The 18,842-nt window shown below is 53.9% G+C and carries 13 protein-coding genes and 3 riboswitches; of the genes, 5 read left to right on the forward strand and 8 right to left on the reverse strand.

Features of this window, described 5'->3' with window-relative positions:
• The first annotated feature begins 74 nt into the window (after window positions 1-74).
• Window positions 75-264, forward strand: a riboswitch (cobalamin riboswitch).
• 20 nt (window positions 265-284) lie between these two features.
• The 3 genes from DWW52_RS12875 to DWW52_RS12885 all read left to right on the forward strand — a co-directional run bounded on the left by DWW52_RS12875 (window position 285) and on the right by DWW52_RS12885 (window position 3,844).
• Window positions 285-1,439: an ABC transporter substrate-binding protein gene (locus tag DWW52_RS12875; RefSeq protein ID WP_118715965.1), complete on the forward strand. Its 1,155-nt coding sequence runs from the start codon at window positions 285-287 to the stop codon at window positions 1,437-1,439.
• A gap of 1 nt (window position 1,440) precedes the next feature.
• On the forward strand, window positions 1,441-2,493 hold the full coding sequence (locus DWW52_RS12880) for an iron chelate uptake ABC transporter family permease subunit (protein WP_370449521.1): 1,053 nt from the start codon (window positions 1,441-1,443) through the stop codon (window positions 2,491-2,493).
• A 328-nt stretch (window positions 2,494-2,821) separates the two neighbouring features.
• The gene (locus DWW52_RS12885) at window positions 2,822-3,844 is read left to right on the forward strand and encodes an ABC transporter ATP-binding protein (RefSeq protein WP_118715917.1); all 1,023 of its coding nucleotides are present in this window, start codon (window positions 2,822-2,824) and stop codon (window positions 3,842-3,844) included.
• 151 nt (window positions 3,845-3,995) lie between these two features.
• On the opposite strand, the gene DWW52_RS12890 is transcribed toward DWW52_RS12885, so the two are convergent.
• Window positions 3,996-4,208 (reverse strand): hypothetical protein, encoded by a 213-nt coding sequence (locus tag DWW52_RS12890; protein WP_118715918.1) that lies wholly within the window; start codon window positions 4,206-4,208, stop codon window positions 3,996-3,998.
• A 68-nt stretch (window positions 4,209-4,276) separates the two neighbouring features.
• Here DWW52_RS12890 and DWW52_RS21015 point away from each other — a divergent pair, with 68 nt between their 5' ends.
• Entirely contained in the window at window positions 4,277-4,453 is a 177-nt protein-coding gene (locus tag DWW52_RS21015; protein WP_158582591.1) for a hypothetical protein, read from the forward strand.
• Window positions 4,454-4,632: 179 nt separating this feature from the next.
• Here DWW52_RS21015 and cbiD read toward each other — a convergent pair whose 3' ends face one another.
• The 7 genes from cbiD to DWW52_RS12925 form a co-directional block, all read right to left on the reverse strand.
• Complete coding sequence (cbiD, locus tag DWW52_RS12895) at window positions 4,633-6,423, reverse strand: cobalt-precorrin-5B (C(1))-methyltransferase CbiD (RefSeq protein WP_118715919.1); 1,791 nt, start codon at window positions 6,421-6,423, stop codon at window positions 4,633-4,635.
• Window positions 6,424-6,465: 42 nt separating this feature from the next.
• Window positions 6,466-8,334: a precorrin-4 C(11)-methyltransferase gene (cobM, locus tag DWW52_RS12900; RefSeq protein ID WP_118715920.1), complete on the reverse strand. Its 1,869-nt coding sequence runs from the start codon at window positions 8,332-8,334 to the stop codon at window positions 6,466-6,468.
• Between the two features lie 4 nt (window positions 8,335-8,338).
• A complete protein-coding gene (gene cbiE / locus DWW52_RS12905; protein WP_118715921.1) occupies window positions 8,339-9,523 on the reverse strand; it encodes a precorrin-6y C5,15-methyltransferase (decarboxylating) subunit CbiE in 1,185 nt (394 codons plus the stop codon).
• A gap of 76 nt (window positions 9,524-9,599) precedes the next feature.
• Window positions 9,600-11,006 carry a precorrin-3B C(17)-methyltransferase gene (gene cobJ / locus DWW52_RS12910; protein WP_118715922.1) on the reverse strand — a complete coding sequence of 469 codons (1,407 nt, stop codon included), beginning with the start codon at window positions 11,004-11,006 and terminating at the stop codon, window positions 9,600-9,602.
• Between the two features lie 183 nt (window positions 11,007-11,189).
• Window positions 11,190-12,662: a PepSY domain-containing protein gene (locus tag DWW52_RS12915; RefSeq protein ID WP_118715923.1), complete on the reverse strand. Its 1,473-nt coding sequence runs from the start codon at window positions 12,660-12,662 to the stop codon at window positions 11,190-11,192.
• A gap of 7 nt (window positions 12,663-12,669) precedes the next feature.
• Window positions 12,670-13,593 (reverse strand): sirohydrochlorin cobaltochelatase, encoded by a 924-nt coding sequence (locus DWW52_RS12920; protein WP_118715924.1) that lies wholly within the window; start codon window positions 13,591-13,593, stop codon window positions 12,670-12,672.
• Between the two features lie 12 nt (window positions 13,594-13,605).
• Complete coding sequence (locus DWW52_RS12925) at window positions 13,606-15,846, reverse strand: TonB-dependent receptor (protein ID WP_118715925.1); 2,241 nt, start codon at window positions 15,844-15,846, stop codon at window positions 13,606-13,608.
• Between the two features lie 56 nt (window positions 15,847-15,902).
• Window positions 15,903-16,110: riboswitch (cobalamin riboswitch) on the reverse strand.
• 44 nt (window positions 16,111-16,154) lie between these two features.
• Window positions 16,155-16,356: riboswitch (cobalamin riboswitch) on the forward strand.
• A 106-nt stretch (window positions 16,357-16,462) separates the two neighbouring features.
• On the opposite strand from DWW52_RS12925, the gene DWW52_RS12930 reads away from it, so the two are divergent.
• Window positions 16,463-18,820 (forward strand): TonB-dependent siderophore receptor, encoded by a 2,358-nt coding sequence (locus DWW52_RS12930; protein ID WP_118715926.1) that lies wholly within the window; start codon window positions 16,463-16,465, stop codon window positions 18,818-18,820.
• Window positions 18,821-18,842: the final 22 nt, after the last annotated feature.

An 18,842-nucleotide genomic window follows, 5' to 3' on the forward strand; every position in this document is an offset into this window, starting at 1 on the left:
ACCTTATGAACTTTCTTGGACTTTTTTCCACCGCAAAAGTCGTGAAAAAAGGAATAGGCTCAAAATAATATTTATATATTTGCATGCGTCTTGGTGCTTCCACGTTGGAAGAAAAGGGAATCCGGTGAAATTCCGGGGCTGTCCCCGCAGCTGTAAAGTCGTTTCCTGCCCGTGAGGGTGGATCTTTTCGTTAAACCACTGGGTAATTCCGGGAAGGTGAAAAGATGACAAGCCAGAAAACCTGCCAGATGATGCGAAAAATTAATACTTTCGGAGGAAAAGAAATGAATGGATTAGTACGTGTTTTATGTCTTTCATGTGTTTGCGGTGTTCTCTTCTGTTGTAAATCGACGCCACGCAAGCAATCGTCCAGGGAGCAAGCCGTGAACGTGACGGGTGATTCTGTCGCCCAAGTTCGGATCAAGTACGCGAAGGGTTTCTGGTTGGAAAATCATGACGGGTATTCCGTCCTGAATATCAAGGACCCGCAGGAGAGTAGTCACACGCGTTATCAATACGCCTTGATCCCGCGGGGGGCGGGGGTGAAAACCCCGGAGGGAATGCCCGTGGTGCAGTTGCCCGTGAGGAGTGCCGTTTGCATGACTTCTTTGCAGTTATCTAATTTTATCAAGTTGGGGGCTACCGATCGGGTGGTGGGGATCACGAGTACCCGTTTCCTGTTTAACGAGACGATGCAACGACAGGTGGACGAGGGGAAAACCCGCAAGATCGGGATCGAGGGGAATTTCGATAACGAGGTGATCATGAGTCTCAATCCCGACCTGATGTTTATCTCGCCGTTCAAGCGGGGGGGGTATGATGCTGTCAAGGATATCGGTATCCCGCTGGTGCCTCACCTGGGTTACAAGGAAATGACGCCGCTCGGGCAGGCGGAGTGGATCAAGTTCGTGGGGCTTTTGCTGGGCATGGAGGACGTGGCGAACCGGGAATTCGAGCGTATCGAGCAGCGTTACAATTCGTTAAAGTCGATGGTGGGCGAGGTGAAGCGTCGGCCCGTGGTTTTTAGCGGTGAGTTGAGGGGTGGCGTGTGGTATGCCGTGGGGGGCAAGAGTTTCTTGGCACAGCTTTTCCATGACGCGGGGGCGGATTATTTCCTGAAGGATGATCCTCGTTCCGGCGGGGTAACGCTGGATTTCGAGACGGTGTACAACCAGGCGGAAAGTGCCGATTACTGGCGTATTGCCAACAGTTTCGCGGGTGAGTATTGCTATGATGCCTTGAAGGCGCAGGACGAGCGTTACGCGGACTTCAAGGCTTTCCGGGAGAAGCACGTGATTTACTGTAACATGCGCGAGAAGCCGTTTTACGAGAGTATGCCTGCCGAGCCGGAGACGGTGTTGGCGGATATGATACGGGTTTTCCACCCGGAGATTCTTCCCGATCACGAGCCGGTGTATTATGATATCTTAAAGAAATAGGATGATGAGAAGGGGGAAATACTCGTTGCTGGTTTTGTTGATCACGTGTTCGATTGTCGTGTTCCTGTTGTTGAATTTGTTGCTGGGGTCGGTGTCAATCCCGTTCGCTTCCGTCTGGAACATCCTGACGGGGGGCGGGGACGATGATCCGGTGGCCTGGCAGAATATTATATTGAAGTCCCGTTTGCCGCAGGCCTTGACGGCGCTGGTGGCCGGGGCGGGGTTGTCGATCAGCGGTTTGCAGATGCAGACGATTTTCCGCAACCCGCTGGCGGGACCTTCCGTGCTGGGAATTAGCTCGGGGGCGAGTCTAGGGGTGGCGTTCGTGGTGCTGTTGTCCGGCAAGCTCGGTGGCGTGGCGTTGAGTCGTCTCGGTTTTATCGGGGAAGTGGCGTTGTCGGTGGCCGCTATCGTGGGGGCATTGTCGGTGATGGGGCTGATCGTGCTGGCTTCCCGGAAGGTCGCGGGGAGCGTGACATTGTTGATTATCGGGGTGATGATCGGTTATATCGCTAACGCGGTGATCGGGGTGTTGAAGTTTTTCAGCGTGGAGGAGGATATCAAGGCTTACGTGATTTGGGGACTGGGGAGTTTCGCCAGGGTGTCGGGCAACCAGATGATGTTGTTCGTGACGATCATGGCGGTGATTATCCCGTTGTCATTCCTGTTGATCAAGTCGTTGAACCTGTTGATGCTGGGGGACGGTTACGCCCGTAATCTGGGATTGAATATCAATCGTGCCCGCGTGTGGGTGATTACCTGCGCCGGGGTGCTGACGGCTATCGTGACGGCGTATTGCGGCCCGATCATTTTCCTCGGGTTGGCGGTGCCACACCTGTGCCGGGCGATTTTCCAGACGTCCGATCACCGGGTATTGATGCCCACGTCCATGCTGGTGGGGGCGTCACTGGCGTTGCTCTGTAACCTGATAGCCCGTCTGCCGGGGTTCGAGGGGGCTTTACCCGTGAATTCGGTGACGGCCTTGGTGGGGGCGCCCGTGGTGGCTTCGGTATTGTTCCGCAAGCGGAAGAGGAGGGACGTGGAGGGCTTCTGAAACAATTGAAAATGAAAGAAACTCTTCTGGCCTTCGGCAACCTTCTCTATAAACGGGATCGCGGAAAAAGTTCTTTTCGATAGGAATAACTACCCCCTCCGACTCCCCCTTACACAGGGGGAGAGTTAGTTAGAGAGTAAAGGTCTCTTATACAGGGGCGTGCTGGTTACCAAGCGGTTTCCCCGCCTGTGTAAGGAGGGGTTAGGGGTGGTAGTTCAAATAATGGGACTTTTTCAGCGGCCTCGTGAACGAAGAAGGAGCTGGTGACGCTAGCCGAAGACGGAGAGTATTGAGAAAGATAGTGTTATTTGTTTTAAATTAGGATATTATGATTTTGGATTCGGGAGAGGAACGGGCAACGATCCGGTTGAAGGATTTGTCTATCGGGTACAAGGGAAAGAACGACACGAAGGTGGTGGCGAGCGGGATTTGCACGGCGATTAACGGGGGTGAGCTGACTTGCCTGTTAGGGGCAAACGGGGTCGGGAAGTCCACGCTGTTGCGAACCTTGTCGGCCTTCCAGCCGAAACTGGCGGGAAAGATTGATATCTTGGGACGGGAGATCGGCACTTATTCCGACAAGGAGTTGTCGCGCACGATCGGCGTGGTGCTCACGGAGAAATGCGATGTCCGCAACATGACGGTCCGGGAGCTGATTGGTATGGGGCGTAGTCCTTACACGGGTTTCTGGGGGGCTTTGAACGGCGAGGACCGGGAGATTGTCGAGCGTTCGATCGGGATGGTGAAGATCGAGAATCTCGCTTCCCGCATGGTTCACACGCTGAGCGACGGGGAGCGGCAGAAGGTGATGATCGCCAAGGCACTGGCACAACAGACCCCGGTGATTTTTCTGGATGAGCCGACGGCATTCCTTGATTTCCCGAGCAAGGTGGAGATCATGCAGTTGCTCCACAAGTTGACACGAGAAACGGGGAAGACGATATTCCTTTCCACGCATGACTTGGAATTGGCCTTGCAGATCGCCGATAAGATTTGGTTGATGGACCGCCAGCACGGGATCACAATCGGCACGCCGGAGGATTTGGCGCTGGAGGGGCACCTGAGTGGTTTCTTCGCCCGCAAGGGGATCGTTTTCGACATGGAAACGGGGTTGTTCCGCGTGGAGAATCAGTACACGTCACAGGTCCGTCTGGTGGGGCACGGTCAGAAGTATGCCATGGTACGCAAGGCCTTGCAGCGTAATGGCGTTTTGGCGAACCGGAACGTGGAGTCGGGGACTCGCGTGGAGACGGGTGATCTGACGACTTCCGGTTTCAAGATATGCCGGGAGGGGGAGGCCCCTGTCGAGGTGGGGAGTATCGAGGAGCTTTTGAGGAACTTGAACAATTGAAAATAGTCCATAAAGTCCATAAGGTCTATAAGGTCCATGGACCCCTGCGGGGCGCTTTGTTTATGGCAGCATGATTACCGAATCGCTGAATCCGAAATCTTAAATCACTGAATAGAGTTGGCCTTGTGTGGGGAAAATAACTTGCAACCTGCTAACCTGCAACTTGCCATTCGCAGAAGGCGATAAAAAAAGGCAGATCCTTTTTCAGATCCGCCTTGTTTCTTTTGCGGTTATAAACTTTCTTGGACTTGTGTATCCGGTTGATGTTTACCGGTCGGAGGTGTTCCGCGATCTCCTCCTCGCGCCGGGCTTTTCTTGCCGCCTTGAGGTAGTCGGCCCGGGTGATTTTGAACTTGTTTTTCATGCTTCGTTTGTTTTAATTCCGGTACAAAGGTAGCAATAAAAAACGGAATTTAATTTCCCCCGGCAAGCATGAAGTGTTTGTCTTTGGAGAAGGCCGTGCGGTCTTCCCGTGCGAAGAAGGGGTGGATGCAGATGGTACCGCGGGTATGGTTGGGGAGGTCGATGACGCAGCGTTTGTCGGATTGTGTCGCCCCGGTTTCTTTGTACATGGAGATGCCGTTCCGTAATCTTCCTCTCCGGGAATGAAGGTAATGTATTAATTTGCAATAAACAAGTATTTAATTACTTATTTACTGGATATGCAGTAGATAAGCAGTAGAAGAGCAGTAGATTAAAGAGGAGATGAAAGGGAGATGAGTGGGAGATTCCGGGGAGGAGAGGCTGTTGATCATGCGGGGGGGCGGGCGGGAGTGGTGTGACGGGGGTTATTCCGGGGAGTTTTCGGGTACTAGGATGATGTCGAGCGTGGCGTGGGGATGCAGGGGGTGACAGACGTGCAGGCAGCGTTCGACGAGCAGGTTGAAGAATGCCGGGGTGTTGGCGAAGAGTTCCCAGAGTTCTCGGGCGAGGGTGAGGTTGGCGATGCGGGTGATGGCGGTTGGGGGGCAATTGCTTTTGCGGGCAAGAGCGGTGATGAAGTCCCGGTTCATGACGACGTTGCGGCTGTGGGTGTCGAGGTGGCCCTCGGCGAGCTTCACGGCCTTGCCGATCATGATGCCCATGGTGATGGCGGTGATTCCTTCCTCGTCAGCTGCGCGAAGGGTGTCGCCGATGTAGTTGCCATAGTGAACGAAGGCTTGCGGCGGGAGGTCGGGGAAGCGAGAGCGGAGGTAGTTCTCGCTCTTGGCACCGGAGTTGATGACGAGCCGGGTGCAGCCGAGGGCATGGGCTACTTGTATCTCTTTGCGTATGGAGTTGACAAAGGCCTCGGACGAGAAGGGACGGACGATGCCGGAGGTCCCGATGATGGAGATGCCGCCGGTGATGCCGAGCTTGGGGTTGAATGTTTTCAGGGCGAGTTCGCTACCTCCGGGCACGGAGATACGGACGGAGACGCCAGATGTGACGTGATGGGCGCGGAGGAGTTGCTCGATTTCGCGAGTGATCATGGCGCGGGGGGTGGGGTTGATGGCGGGTTCTCCAATGGCGATGCCGAGGCCGGGGAGTGTGACCGTGCCGACTCCCTCGCCGGGAAGGAATCGCACGCCGGGTAGGGCGGAGAGGGTGACCTCGGAGAGGATGGTGTAACCGTTCGTGACGTCGGGGTCGTCGCCTGCGTCTTTGGTGACACCGCAGGTGCAACTTGCGGGGGTGAACGTGCAGGAGGTGACGGGCAGGGTTACGGTTTCGCCGTTGGGCAGGGTGATCGTGGCGGCGTGCTGGGGAACACGTGTGAGGAGGCCTTGCAGGGCGGCACGGGTGGCGGCCGTGGCGCATGACCCGGTGGTGAAGCCGCCGCGGAGGGGGAAGAATCCCGGCAGGAGGCGTTCGACACGGTAACGCAGGCCGTGTTCGCCGTTCACGATGTAGAACGTGTCGGGCAGTGCTGGGCGGCGGATGACGATAACGGGTATGTCGAGTTGCCGGGCGGCGGTGATTTTCTCGTCGTAGTGGCCGGATTCCCCGCTTTCCTTGGTGAGGATGGCTCCGGGACGCAGTTGCCGGAAAAGGGTTAGCTCGTCCTGTCCCTCGTGCCAGAAAAGGAGGTTTTCTGCGGGAAAGCCTGCACGTTGGGCGATGTCGCGGGAGTCATCGCGGTCGAGTACCCGGAAGTGGCAGGGGTGGTGTTCCCAGTAGCGGCGCAGTTTGTCGATGGTTTGTACCCCGCTGAGGGCGAGTAGATCACGAATGTCGTGAGTTTCGAGGTAATCTATGGCCTCGTCGAAGGTGTCGCACCAGACGAGGGAATCGTCTCGTTCGGGGTAACGGCGTTCGAGGCGGATAACGGGTATGTCGAGTTGCCCGGATACCTCGCCAACCGTGGCGTGAAGGAGGGAGGCGAAGGGGTGGGCGGCGTCGATGATGAGGCGGATGTCGTGCGTGGTGCAGAAGGCGAGCATGGCGTCATGATCCATGCCTCCCGCTACGCGGGTTCCGTGCTTGCACTCGATTTGCTGGGCGTTGCCGCGGGTCGAGTAGTAGTAAGGGGTACCCGCCTGGTCAAGGACCCGGACCGCTATTCTTCCTTCTGTTGTTCCCCCGAAAATTAAGACCATGACAATTGATTTTAGATTGAATGATTTTAGATTAAGTGATTTTCAATTTCTAAAGAGGTGTTTGAACTGGTCGGAGTAGAGTTTTGATTGTCCCTCGCGGTTGTCGATGGCTTCACCCACGACGATCATGGTGGTGAGGGTGAGGTTGTTGCTTTTGACTATTTCCGCGAGGTGTTGGAGTTCGCCCCGGTATACGCGTTCGTCCGGCCAGGTGAGGTGGTAGCAGGCGGCGACGGGGGTGGTCGGCGGGTAGTGTTGCATCAGCTCGGATTGAACCTCGTCGACGATGGAGGCGCTGAGGAAGATGCACATGGTGCTTTGTGAACGGGCGAGCAGGTGCAGTTTTTCTTTCTCGGGCATGGGGGTGCGTCCCTCGCCGCGGGTGAGGATGATGGTTTGCACTTTTTCGGGTATGGTGAATTGCGATTGCAAGGCTGCCGCTGCCGCCTGGAAGGAGGAGATGCCGGGGGTGATGTGGTATTTCATGCCGTACTCGTCGAAGAAGGCCATTTGTTCCTGTATGGCACCGTAGATGCACGGGTCGCCGGTGTGGAGACGCACGACGAAGAGGCCCTTGTCGTAGAATTCTTTCATGAGGGCGAATTGTTCTTCGAGGGTCATGGAGGCGGAACTGCGGACGGTGGCACCGGGTTTGGCGTAGCGCGTGAGTTCCACGGGGACGAGGCTTCCGGCGTAGAGGATGAGGTCGGCTTCTTCGAGGAAGCGTTTGCCCCTGACGGAGATTAGTTCGGGATCACCGGGGCCGGCACCGACGATCTCGATGAAGCCGGAACGTTCGGCCTGGCGGTTGAGCGCCACGGCATAGGTGTATTCGTTACCGGGTGTGTGTTGCCGCTTCTGTTTTTCGATGAGTAGGCGGGTGTTGCCAGAGCTTTTTAGGGCACAGGCTTCGGCAACGCCGTAAACGGAGGTGACCTCGAATACTTTGTCCGAGGGGTTGGGTACCTGTATGCCTTGGAGGTCGGCGGCGGTGTAGATCACGGGAATGCACTCGAAGATCTTTTCTTCCCTGCCCGGTCCGAGTTTCTGGATGGTGTGATCGAGTTCTTCTGCCAGTTCACGCACGAGTGGTTCGTCTTTTTTGAGGTCGATAGTTGACACGTTCTTGATGGATAGCCATGATAAACGGGCTTGTTGGAGGTCGTTTTTGATGTTCCGGATCACGTCCGCGGGATCGCAGTCCTTGCGACAGCCGACGCCGAGGTGAAGCACGGCAGGACGGTAGTAGAGGGTGGGGATGCTCGTGTCGTAGATGTAGGGGGTGACGAGGATGAGTAGTTTGTAGCGGGACTGGTCGATGTCGGCGTGGTGGTAGTAGATGTCGACGTTCGAGGGTTTGGTGTGTTCGAGGTAGCGGGTGCCGCGATCCCGGATGTCGAGGAGGAGGGCGGTGGGTTTGCCCTCGATGAAGTCGGCGATCATGCGGTTGAGCGTGCCTTTTTCGTTGTCCTTGATCCAATCGAGTTCCCGGCCGAGGATGTCGAGCGGCCACGTGTCGGTGTTGTCGCTCTGGGTGGTAATGATGTTTTCGGCGCCGATGATGTCGGCGATCATGCGGGTATACTCGTTGGCACCCCCGATGTGGCCGGAGAGAACGGATATGGCGAACCTTCCCGTGGAGTCGATGTTGATGACGGCGGGGTCGGTGGTCTTGGAGTGGAGGAGTGGAGCGATGGTTCGCACGCAGATGCCGAGGGCCCCGATGAAAATGAGGTATTTGTAGTTGTCAAATTCCTTGGCGGTGAACGAGTGGATGGGGTGTGCGGACTGGGTTTGAGGATGTGTGCCGAGCGTGTAGAGTTCCATGCCGGGAAGTTCTTGTTTTATCTTGAACGCCAGGCGGGCTGCCCGCTTGGAGGATATGATTATGGCTGCTTCTTTTTTTTTCATGGTTTTATTGTTTTTGTGCTTTCATTATTTCGATGGGGTTGTGGTTGTCGACGGTCAGGCGATGGCTGTCGGCGAGGGTGAGCCCGTGGCGCTCGATGCCGCGGGCGAATAGTTTCCGGCTTTCGGCGGAAACGGAGTTGAACACGATGATCCCGCCGGGAAGGAGATGTTCGTTGACGCGGCGGATGATCTCGTCCATTTTACCACCGTGGCCGCCGATAAAGACGGCGTCGGGGGCGGGTAGGTCGGCGAGGTCGAGCCGGGTGAAGTCTCCGACGAGGGCGGTGATGCCGGGGGTGCCGAAGCGGGCGGCGTTGGTGCGGATGAGGTCGGCCCCTTCCGGGCGTTGCTCGAACGCCACGACGTGGAGGTGCGGGAACTGGAGTTTCGCCTCGATGGAGACGGAACCGGTACAGAAGCCGATGTCCCAGAACGTGTGACGCTGGTGCAGGTCGAGCCGCGAGAGGGTGAGCAGGCGGACGGGCATTTTGGTGATCATGTTGACCCGCCCGTCGAGTAGCTCGAATTCGCTTTCGGGGATACCGAAAGGACGGGGCTTTATCTTGGTTCGTTGAAGGATAAGGCAGTTGGGAGAGCGGAAAGCGGTCGTTGTCGCCTCGCCGATCGGGAGGGTGCGGACGGTTTCGGTCTCTTCGTTGCCCAGTTCTTCGCCGACGTGCATTTCGTAGTTGTCGTACCCGTAATCGATCATGCGGGAAGCGATGGTGTCGGGCGTGTGTTGCCGATCGGTGAGAATGCCTATTTTCTCCCGCCCCTCGATGAGTGCCCGGTCGAACTCGTGCCACGGTCGTCCCGTGAGGGAAACGACGTGCATGTCGTGATACGGGAGCAGGAGGCGATGGGCGAGGGTTTGTAGCGAGTTGAACGCGGGGAATAACCGGACGCGGGCATCGGGCAGGCGTTTGCGGATCGTGTTGGCGAAGCCGTAGAAGAGCGGGTCGCCGGAGGCGAAGACAACGATGTCCCGGTGTTGCTCGTATTGCCGGAAGACTTCATGGAGCGAGGCCGTGATGTCGATCCACTGGTGGTTTGCGGGTAGCCATTCGCGCACGATGTCATGGTGGCGTTTTCCCCCGGAGTATATGGCGTGCGAGGCGAGGATTTCTCTTATTCGCGAGGGAAATTCCTGGTGCCTGTTGTCGTCGATGCCGATGATGGTGAAATGCATAGTAATGGAATTTAGAATTTAAAATGTAAAATTTAGAATGGAATGTGGCTCGTTCTAAATTCTACATTTTACATCGTTATAAGTCTCTCCCCGGTCGTAGTTGGGCGGCGTCGTCGAAGCAGAGGATGGCGTTGACGAGGGTGGCGGCGAGGTTGCTGCCTCCCTTGCGGCCCTCGATGACGAGCTTGGGCAGACGGGTGAAGGATTTTAGCATGTGCTTGGATTCACGCACGTTGACGAAGCCGACGGGGGCGCCGATGACCCCGGCGGGGCGGGCTTTGCCCTGACGTGTGAGCTTGCAAAGTTCCATGAGTGCCGTGGGGGCGTTGCCGAAGACGTAAAGAGCCCCGGGGTGTTCTTCCACGGCAAGACGGATGCCCGCCTGGGTGCGGGTGATGTTGAGACGAGAGGCCATTTCGGCCATGCGGGGATCGTCGAGGTAACATTTTACCTCGATGCCGAGGCGTTCGAGGGCCCCCTTGCGAATGCCGGATGCAGCCATGGTGACGTCGGTGACGATGGTGCGAACCTGACCGTCATGCAGGGCGGCGTGGAGGGTTTCTACCGCGTCGTTGTCGGTGTAGAGGATGTTTTCCATGTCGAAGTCGGCGGTGGTGTGGATGGCATGCAGGAGCGCCCACTTGCGTCCAAGGGGGATGTTTTTGTCCCGGAGTTCGGATTCGATGGTGCGGAAGCTGCGCATCATGATCTCTTGACCGATTCCCGTGGCACCGGCGGGTTGTTCCCGGTAGTAGCCGCGAGGGGTGACGATGAGGTTGTTCCACGTGTAGGACTGGGAGTTGCCGATGATGACGATGGTGAACATGTCCACGTCGTCGGGATCGAAGTCAGCGAGGGTGGTGATTTTTATCACTTGTTCTTCACGCCCGGCCTGACGGATGTACCCGACGGGGGTGTCCGGTTGGCGGTGGTGAAGGAAGAGTTCTTTGAGGCGGTAGAGTTGCCAGTAGCGTCCCTCGCTCTTGGGGTTGTAGACGGCCGTTACGAAATCGGCGAAGGCGGCAGCCTCGACGCGGCGTTCGATTTTGTCCCACGGGGTCATGAGGTCGGAGAGGGAGATGATGCAGAAGTCGTGGCCGATGGGGGCTCCCAGCAGGGCGGCGGCTTTCTGGAAGGCACTGATGCCGGGGAGTATCTCGACCTCGATGTCGCTCGCTCTTTCCCGTTTCATTTCGAGGACGAGGGGGGCCATGCCGTATATCCCGGCGTCCCCGGAGCTGACCACGCAGACGGTGATTCCCTTTTGGGCGTGGTCGAAGGCGAGAGCGGCCCGGTCTTTTTCTTTTTTCATCCCGGTGTCGATGCATTCCGTTCCGGGGCGGACGATGGATCGGATGAAGTTGAAGTAGTATTTGTAGCCGACGACGACATCCGATTGCATGATAGCCGCCCGGACGGCGGGGGTGATGTCTTCTTCGCTACCCGGCCCGATGCCGGCGACGTATATTTTCCCGTGAGTCATAAGTGTATTTTTTAATGATGAGCAAAGTTAATTTTTTTAGTTTATAAAGTTTATAAAGTTTGTAAAGTTTATAAAGTTCGTGGACCCCTGCGGGGCGCTTTGTCTACGGCAGCTTGTGCTGCCGTTAAAAACTGTCCGAAGGACGCCCGTGACTTTATAAACCTTATAAACTTTATAAACTTTCTAACTCTTTTTCCGCAGGAGGCGGAAAATGTATTTTACCGAGAGGACGATGCCCGTGAAGGAGACGGCGGCACCTCCGAGTAACAGGGTCCAGATGACGATGGTCCATAGTGCGGGGCGCTCGACTAGGAATTTGAAGTCGAGGGTGTGGAGTCCCCGGTAGAGCCAGCGTTTCCAGCGACTGTTGGTGTCGTAGTGGGTGGGGCGGAAGGATTCTAAGTTGTAGTAGTAACAATCTTTTGCCTCGTTGTCGAAGGTGACCTTGTACACGGGTAACGGTAGCGGACGACGGCGGGAAATGTAGTAGTTGTCGTACTCGTCCATTTTGGCGATGGTGTAGGTGAGGCTATCCCCGGCAAGACGCTTGACGGCGGCGAATATCAGCTCTTCGGAGACGTGGAAAGGGCGGATCGTGTCGGTGGAGGCGTCGAGGGTGATCTCCCGGTCGGGTGTCCGAAGGCGATAGAGGGGGATGCCCTGGTAGTGGGTCCACTCGATGGTTTTGACGGGACTGTCGGGGGTGGAGGTGAGGGCTATGGCTTTCCGGTAGTCGAGGGCGTAGTCCGCAGGGGACGGGGTTTGACGCTCTGCCGGGGATTGCCGGAAGGTGCGGGGGTGTTGCTTGCCGAAGAGCCATTCGGGGAGTGAGGCCATGGACATGTAACCGCTGAGTATCCACGTGAATATGAATATGCCGAAGAAGAAGCCGGTGACGTGGTGCCACTTGAACCACGGTTTTTTGTAGGGCGAGCGGAGGAATCCCTTGCGCCGGGTGAGCCAGTAGGAGCGAATGCCGAGGATGAAGCCGACGGCACACATGAGCATACCGAGGTAACATGCCCAGTACATGAATTGGGTCCACAGGTTCTGGTTTTCCCGCAGTATGGTGAAGTATACCCAGTGGGGGATAGCCCCGAACCAGGCCCAGAAGCGTCCGGTGGCGTCGGTAAATTGCAACACCTCGCCGCTACGGGAGGAGATGTACAGTTGATATTTCTCCGGGCCGTTGTAGTGGAATTTGTAAATGGGGAATTCCTTTTTGTAATGGGCGAGAGGTATCCACTGGTCGAGAGCGCGGAGGGTGTCTACCCGGGTGATCGTCCGGTCGGGACACCAACGGGCGGCCCGTCGGGCGCATAGCGAGTAGGTGATGGCGGGAGCCACGACGTTGGTGTCGGCGTATATTTGCAGGCTTTGCCGGCCGCTACCAAGATGAAAGAGGGGTTGGCCTTCGGGGTTGTCGAGGGTGATGTTGCTGACAGGTGTTTTACCGGGAAGGCGAAGCAGTATATCGCGGATGTCCGGCAAGTCGACGGTGTCAAGGGCTTCCGCGCGGGTGAAGCGGTCTTCCTGGCTTACGCGGGGGAAGGAGTGGTAGATCATCACGATTCCGGAGATGAACCATGAAAAGCACAGGATACAGAGGATGAGTCCCAGTATCCTGTGGATGTGGATGAATAGTCGTGTTAACATAGTCGTGTTAGTCTATATCGTCCGTTTTTTCGTATTTCTTTTTCTTCACGATGATGTTTTCCCGTTGATGGGTGGAGGCGAATTTGGCGTGTTGGATGAAGAGGTCTTGAATGGCGGGGTTTTCACCGAGTCCTTTCAGGTAGACGTTTACTTTGTAGCCTCTCTTTTCCAGTTCTTCTTTCCATTCCCCGGCAATGTCGTTTTTGGCGTGGTCGCCGGCAACGAACATGAAGGGAACGAGGGTGACTTCCTTGGCCTTGGCGGCTTCAAGTTCCCGGATAATGTCATCGAATGCGGGATAGCCCTCGATCGTCCCGACGTGGTAGTTCTTGTGGCCGCGGGCTTTCATGACGTAGTCGAGCATGCCGTAGGTGGAGTTGGCCGGGTGGTAGGTGCCGTGGCAGACGAAGATGCAGTTGCCTTTGGCTTCTTTGAGGGAGGCAGCGATGGCTTTTACCGTGGACTGGTAGTCGTCGGGAGTGTACAGGAGGGCGTTGCCGAGACGTATGTCCTTGAATTTGGCGCGGTAGAGGTCGACTTCCTTGCGTAGGGCTTCCATTTCGATTCCCTCGATGATGTTCGTGGGTTGGATGATGAGATGAGTGTAGCCGTCGGCGATGAGCTTATCCATGGCCTCGGTCGGGTTCAATTTGGTTATCCCTTTTTCCTTGAGGCGACGCATGATCATGCGGGAGGTGTAGGCTTCCCGGACTTCTATGCCAGGGAATGCTTGCGCGGCTTTCTTGTTGATTGTCTCGATGGTGAGTACGCGGGTGTCGTCGTGGGTGGTCCCAAAGTGAACCATGAGAAGGGCTACTTTGTCGTTTGGGCCGAGGTTTTTGAAGATGTCCGAATGTTTGAACCCGCCACCGCCGTGACCGAAGGCGGCGATGTTCGCGAGTAGGAATAAGGTGACAAGTATATTTTTCATGAGATTATAGTTTTATTTGGTGAAACGAATAACGAGACTGGCGAAGAAGGTTCTCCCGGGGTTCAAGGTTGCGTAATTGACCCCGTTCGGACGGTCGTCGGTCCAGTCAAATATGTTATCTATCCCGGCGTTGACTTCGAATAGGAAGTTGCCCACGGGGGCGAAGGTGTGCGTGGTGGAAAGGTTCCAAAGTTGGTATTTGGGAGCGCTTTCGTCCGTGTAGGTTATCTCGCCGGTTTTCTTGTTTGTGACTTGTTTGTAGATGTATTTGGAACCTTGGATACGGCCGTTGATGTTAGCGTGGAGACGGTATTTGTTCCACTCGTGGGTCCACCCGCCCCGGAAGGTGGCGGCATGACGGACGGATTCACCCAGGCGACGTCCTTCGCCGTCGGCGGCGTAAACGCAATTGTAGGCTCCGGCTGCGGAGAACCCGGCGCCGAGGTAGCTGTTCACGGAAATGTCAAATCCTTCGATGCGAGCTTTGTCAAGATTGCGATAGAGGTTCCGGCTCGTGATGTTGTTGGCTTTGTCTTCGTCTGTCAGGTCTACCTTGTATTTGTCGATCACGTCTTTGATGTCGTTGATGTATCCGTTGAAAGAAACGTTAAGGTGTTTCCCGGTGTACTCGATGTTGATGTTGTAGTAGTTGGATTTCTCCGGTTCCAGGTCCGGGTTACCGACGGTTACGGCTCCCCGGTTCTCGTAGTCGTAGTATAGTTCTTGGAGGCTGGGGGTTTTGAAGCCGGAGGCGTAGGAAGTACGGAAGTTAAATGAACCCCAGGTGTACATTAATGCAATTTTGGGCGTAAAGCGGTTTTTGAACATTTCGTTGTACACGTAGCGGAATCCCGGTAGTATTTGCAGGTTTTTCCAGAGCCGGATTTCGTCCTGGGCGTAAAGGGCGAGCGTGTATATTTCTTTCGGTTCGTCAAGGCTTCCCGGGTTTTTCATATAATCGTCAACGTATTCGGTTCCGACGGTGAATTTGTTGTAATCACCGACACGGAAAACTCCTTTGAGGTTCCCGTTGTAGTATTTCTGGCGTTTGGTGAGTTCTTCGTCACCTATCCGGAACGTCGTGTCTTTTCCGTCGACTTGGGCGACCGTGTAGAGTTTGTTGTATTCGTAGTTGTCCATGTAGAGGTCGAGAGAGAGGTAGGCTCCCTTGTCGAGGAAGTATTTACCACCTAAACCGATATTGTAATCCATGTAAGTGAGGTCGTACTGGTATCCCCCGTCACTTTTCTTCGCTTCGACCGGGCGATTTACTTCCTTGTCGAAGTAGCTTCCTTGGAGGTACAAGTTCACGTTTTTCACGGGAGAGTAGGTGAAGTGTTGGTTGACAATATTGGAGGAGAAAGAGCTGGATGATTCGCTCCGAGTCGGGATAACGGTGTCTGCGCTGATCTTGTAGGGGCTTAATTGCCATCCGTCTGACTGGCGGCGTTGGTAAGACGTGGAAGAGGTAACTTTACCGAGGTTGAGGTCCAGACTGGCATTTTGCGTGAAGCTGGAATTCCCCCCGAAGCGGGTTTTAGATTGCACGCTGATCGGGTCTTTCGGTTGTTCCATGATCACGTTTATTACCCCGGCGATGGCATCGGAACCGTAAAGGGCGGAAGCGGCTCCTTTCAGAATTTCGATCCGTTTAACTCTTCCCATGTCAATGCGGGAGAGATCCGTGTTGTTGGATACATCCCCGGCGAGTTTTTTCCCGTCGACAAGGATCAGAATGTATTTATTACTCATCCCGTTTAGCGTGAAATAGGAGCCCATGGCCGTGGGACGGATGTTGAACGAGGGATTCAGTAGCAGGAGTGCATCCTCAAATGAAGTTACTCCGGCGTGCTTCAAGTCCGTACCGTTCAGGACTTCTACCGGGACGGGGGAATCCTTCAAGCGACGGTGGGTTCCCGTTCCCGTGACAACGACTTGATTGAGGTTGACGGGGGTAGCGGTCAGGCGGAAAAGGATGTCGCTTTTGCTGCTGTTGATTTTCATGGAACTGACTTCGTATCCGGAGTAACTGGCCCGGAGCGTGTAGGTCCCCTCCGGGACCCGGTTCAGGATGAATTCTCCCTTGTTGTTGGTGGCGATCCCGATGCTGGTGCCGATTAGGCGTACGTTTGCGCCGACGAGGGCTTTCCCGTTTTTAGCGTCCACGACTTTTCCCTTCAACGTGATTTGACACAACGAGGTGCTTACTAAAGCTAACATGAATAAAGTAGTTAGCACTACAATTTTCTTCATTATAAGATTCAAGTTTTAAAAGTTTATAATGGCATTCCTGGCCCCGAGAATACGCTATTACCTATGTTTGTCTCGGCAGGTCTCCTGACTACGCCTAAGAAAGATACCTTCCCGTCCATGCGGACAGTGGTGTAAGAACCTTTCTTTGAATCTCCTGGGGGAGAAACGGGCATCACAGTAGCGGGCACTGTGCCGGATTCTAACCGGCTTCCCTCTTGTGTATTAATTGGACGTTAACACATCACCTAAGACGAGACAAATGTATATACTTTTTTGTAAAAAGGTTATTGCTTGTGAAGAAAAATAATTACTTTTGCCTCGGTTTTGGTGCAACGCTTTCATTCATGGAGGTGATGCTTAATAGGGAACCCGGTGTGAATCCGGGACTGTACCCGCAGCTGTAAGTTCCTTTACAAGGGATTTTGTACTTCAAATGTCACTGGTTTTAAACCGGGAAGGCAACAAAATCCGGAACGAGTCAGAAGACCTGCCGAACACGATAACCATAGCTTTCGGGAAAAAAAGCGAGAGGGAAAAGATACGTTTTTACCTTGAAACTCATGTTGCCCTAAAGACTATGTTAATAATGCTTTATTCATTATTAATATATAGTTTTATGAAAAAAGTTGTTGTATTAGCATTGTTGCTGTTTGTGTGTGCCGGTTCGCTTCTCGCCCAGGAAAAAGATAAGCGAACAAAAAAGAGTATCACGGATTCCTTGTTCCGAATAGAGCAGGTGGAGGTGATGGAGAAAAAGAAAAAAATAGATTTGTTAGGTTTAGATGTACCCTTGCGTTTCGTGCCGATCACGGTGAGTAAGTTGTCGAGCCAGATGTTGGACAGGAAGGGAATTGTTGATTTGAAGGATGCCGTTCGTTTTTTGCCGGGTATCGTTGCCAAAGATAAGCAATACGGGCAATTCGAGCAGTTTTCCATTCGCGGGCAGGGGAGTGCCGTTATCATGATTGACGGGATTCGTGACGAGAGGACGTTGAATAATAATGTTCCTTACGGGGATTTGTCGGCGGTGGAGTCTATCGAGTTGTTGAAGGGACCGGCGTCTATTCTAGCGGGACACTCGGCCATGGGTGGGGTTTTGAATATCGTTCGCAAGAAGGTAACCCCGGATTTTACCGCTAATGCCCGTATTAGTTACGGGAGTTGGGATGAAAGGCGGGCCACGCTGGGATTCGGTGGGAAACTGGTGGGACCTCTTGAATATCGTGCCAATATTAATTATTCAACGGGTGATGGCTGGCGCCAGGTGAATGCGAATCGCTTTTCTATGTACGGTGCCTTGGGTGCCGATATGGGGAAATGGGGACGAATTGATGTTACCGGCAGTTATGCGGATGATGATTACACAACGGAGATCGGTGCCGCTCCCGTTATGCCCGGTGATATGTTCTACGTGGCGGATGATAAACCGTACGCGTTAAAGAGTGAACGCCATCCGGAGGCAGATTATCGTGAGGTTTATAACGACTTTGCCAATAATTACATGAATCGTAAGGTTTGGGATGTGTCCGTGCAATATGTTTACCAGATCACGGATTGGATGAAGTTGAAAGAGCGTTTCACGTATTTTCATAGTGATTTGGATTATCATTGTATCGAGGGGCTTTCTTATCGTACTTCCAAGGACCCGATATACAAGTGGTATTATATTAATACGAAAGATGAGAAAGTGTATGTTGACCTGGATACGGTTCAACGGGGAAATGCGGCTCGTCAAAATCCGTTGAATTTTAACCCGGATCACAAGAACGTGAATAATACGATCGAGTTGTCCGGTAAGTTCGAGACGGGTTCTGTTTTGCATAACTATACATTCGGGTGGACGTATAATTGTTTTGATTTTGCCCAATATAATGGTTATGGCGATGATGATTTGTGGGGTCCCGGTTTGGATGTGCTTTTGCCTGTACGGAATCCTCATATTGTGCAGGGGTGGTGGGATACAAAAGTTTCTGCCGTTTCTCTTCGCACGGAAAGGACGCATGGGGTCTATTTACATGACGTGGTTGAATTTAATGATAAATGGAAGATGATGGCTTCCGGACGTGTGGATTTGTATAACCGGAAAACGTCGAGTGCCACGATTGATGATGCTAAACAGAAGTACGAGACGAAGAACAGGAAAGAATGGAAAGAGATAAAAACATCGGCATTCACGTATCGTTTGGGACTCGTGTATTTCCCGATGCCTGAATTGTCTTTTTACGGTTCGATGTCTTCTTATTTCAATCCGATTACGACAACGTATAGTCCGACGGTTATGTATCTGGATCGTAAAGGTAACGAGTTCAATCCCGATGAAGATGGCGGCGAGGTGTTTAAGCCGGAGAAAGGTTACTCGGCCGAGTTGGGTTTCCGTTACACGGTAAATGAAATGGTGGATATTAATGCAAGCGTGTTTTATACCCGTAAGTCTAATATCGTGAAAAGTCTGGGCGACACGACCGTGTTAGTTGATGGTGTTGCCACGGAAAAGAGTATTCGAGGACAAGTCGGAAGAGCTGACTCGCGGGGTTTTGACGTGGAGATCGTCGTGCGTCCGTTGCCGACATTGCAGATAACGGGGGGACTTGGTTGGTCGGATTATCGTTTGCGTGAGATCGCGGAGAGCGGACGTTTTTCTAAATATAAGGAGCAAAATAAGAATGTTCGTGCCACGGGTGTACCTCGTACGACATTCTATGCTTATGCCGATTACACGATTCCTCGCGGGGTGTTGAAGGATCTTTCATTCCAGTTAAGCGGGAATTTTAAAGATAAGGTGTTCAGGAATATAGATAATCGAGTTTATGATCCGGCCTTGTGGCTTATGGATGCCGGAGTGTTCTACACGATCAAGAATCATGTGACATTGGCGTTGAATGTTAATAATTTGTTTGATAAAGAGTATTTCGAGAAAACGACCGTTTTGGGTAAACCCCGGAATTACCAGGCTTCGGTTTCTTACACGTTCTAAATAGAAACAGGGGCTTTCCGAA

The organism is Odoribacter sp. AF15-53 (assembly GCF_003479425.1).
Lineage (GTDB): Bacteria > Bacteroidota > Bacteroidia > Bacteroidales > Marinifilaceae > Butyricimonas.

Bases quoted from the DNA above. Each gene is read 5' to 3' on its own strand.
- DWW52_RS12875 (WP_118715965.1), top strand. From the start codon at position 285: ATGAATGGATTAGTACGTGTTTTATGTCTTTCATGTGTTTGCGGTGTT.
- DWW52_RS12880 (WP_370449521.1), top strand. From the start codon at position 1,441: ATGATGAGAAGGGGGAAATACTCGTTGCTGGTTTTGTTGATCACGTGT.
- DWW52_RS12885 (WP_118715917.1), top strand. From the start codon at position 2,822: ATGATTTTGGATTCGGGAGAGGAACGGGCAACGATCCGGTTGAAGGAT.
- DWW52_RS12890 (WP_118715918.1), bottom strand. From the start codon at position 4,208: ATGAAAAACAAGTTCAAAATCACCCGGGCCGACTACCTCAAGGCGGCA.
- DWW52_RS21015 (WP_158582591.1), top strand. From the start codon at position 4,277: ATGAAGTGTTTGTCTTTGGAGAAGGCCGTGCGGTCTTCCCGTGCGAAG.
- cbiD (WP_118715919.1), bottom strand. From the start codon at position 6,423: ATGGTCTTAATTTTCGGGGGAACAACAGAAGGAAGAATAGCGGTCCGG.
- cobM (WP_118715920.1), bottom strand. From the start codon at position 8,334: ATGAAAAAAAAAGAAGCAGCCATAATCATATCCTCCAAGCGGGCAGCC.
- cbiE (WP_118715921.1), bottom strand. From the start codon at position 9,523: ATGCATTTCACCATCATCGGCATCGACGACAACAGGCACCAGGAATTT.
- cobJ (WP_118715922.1), bottom strand. From the start codon at position 11,006: ATGACTCACGGGAAAATATACGTCGCCGGCATCGGGCCGGGTAGCGAA.
- DWW52_RS12915 (WP_118715923.1), bottom strand. From the start codon at position 12,662: ATGTTAACACGACTATTCATCCACATCCACAGGATACTGGGACTCATC.
- DWW52_RS12920 (WP_118715924.1), bottom strand. From the start codon at position 13,593: ATGAAAAATATACTTGTCACCTTATTCCTACTCGCGAACATCGCCGCC.
- DWW52_RS12925 (WP_118715925.1), bottom strand. From the start codon at position 15,846: ATGAAGAAAATTGTAGTGCTAACTACTTTATTCATGTTAGCTTTAGTA.
- DWW52_RS12930 (WP_118715926.1), top strand. From the start codon at position 16,463: ATGAAAAAAGTTGTTGTATTAGCATTGTTGCTGTTTGTGTGTGCCGGT.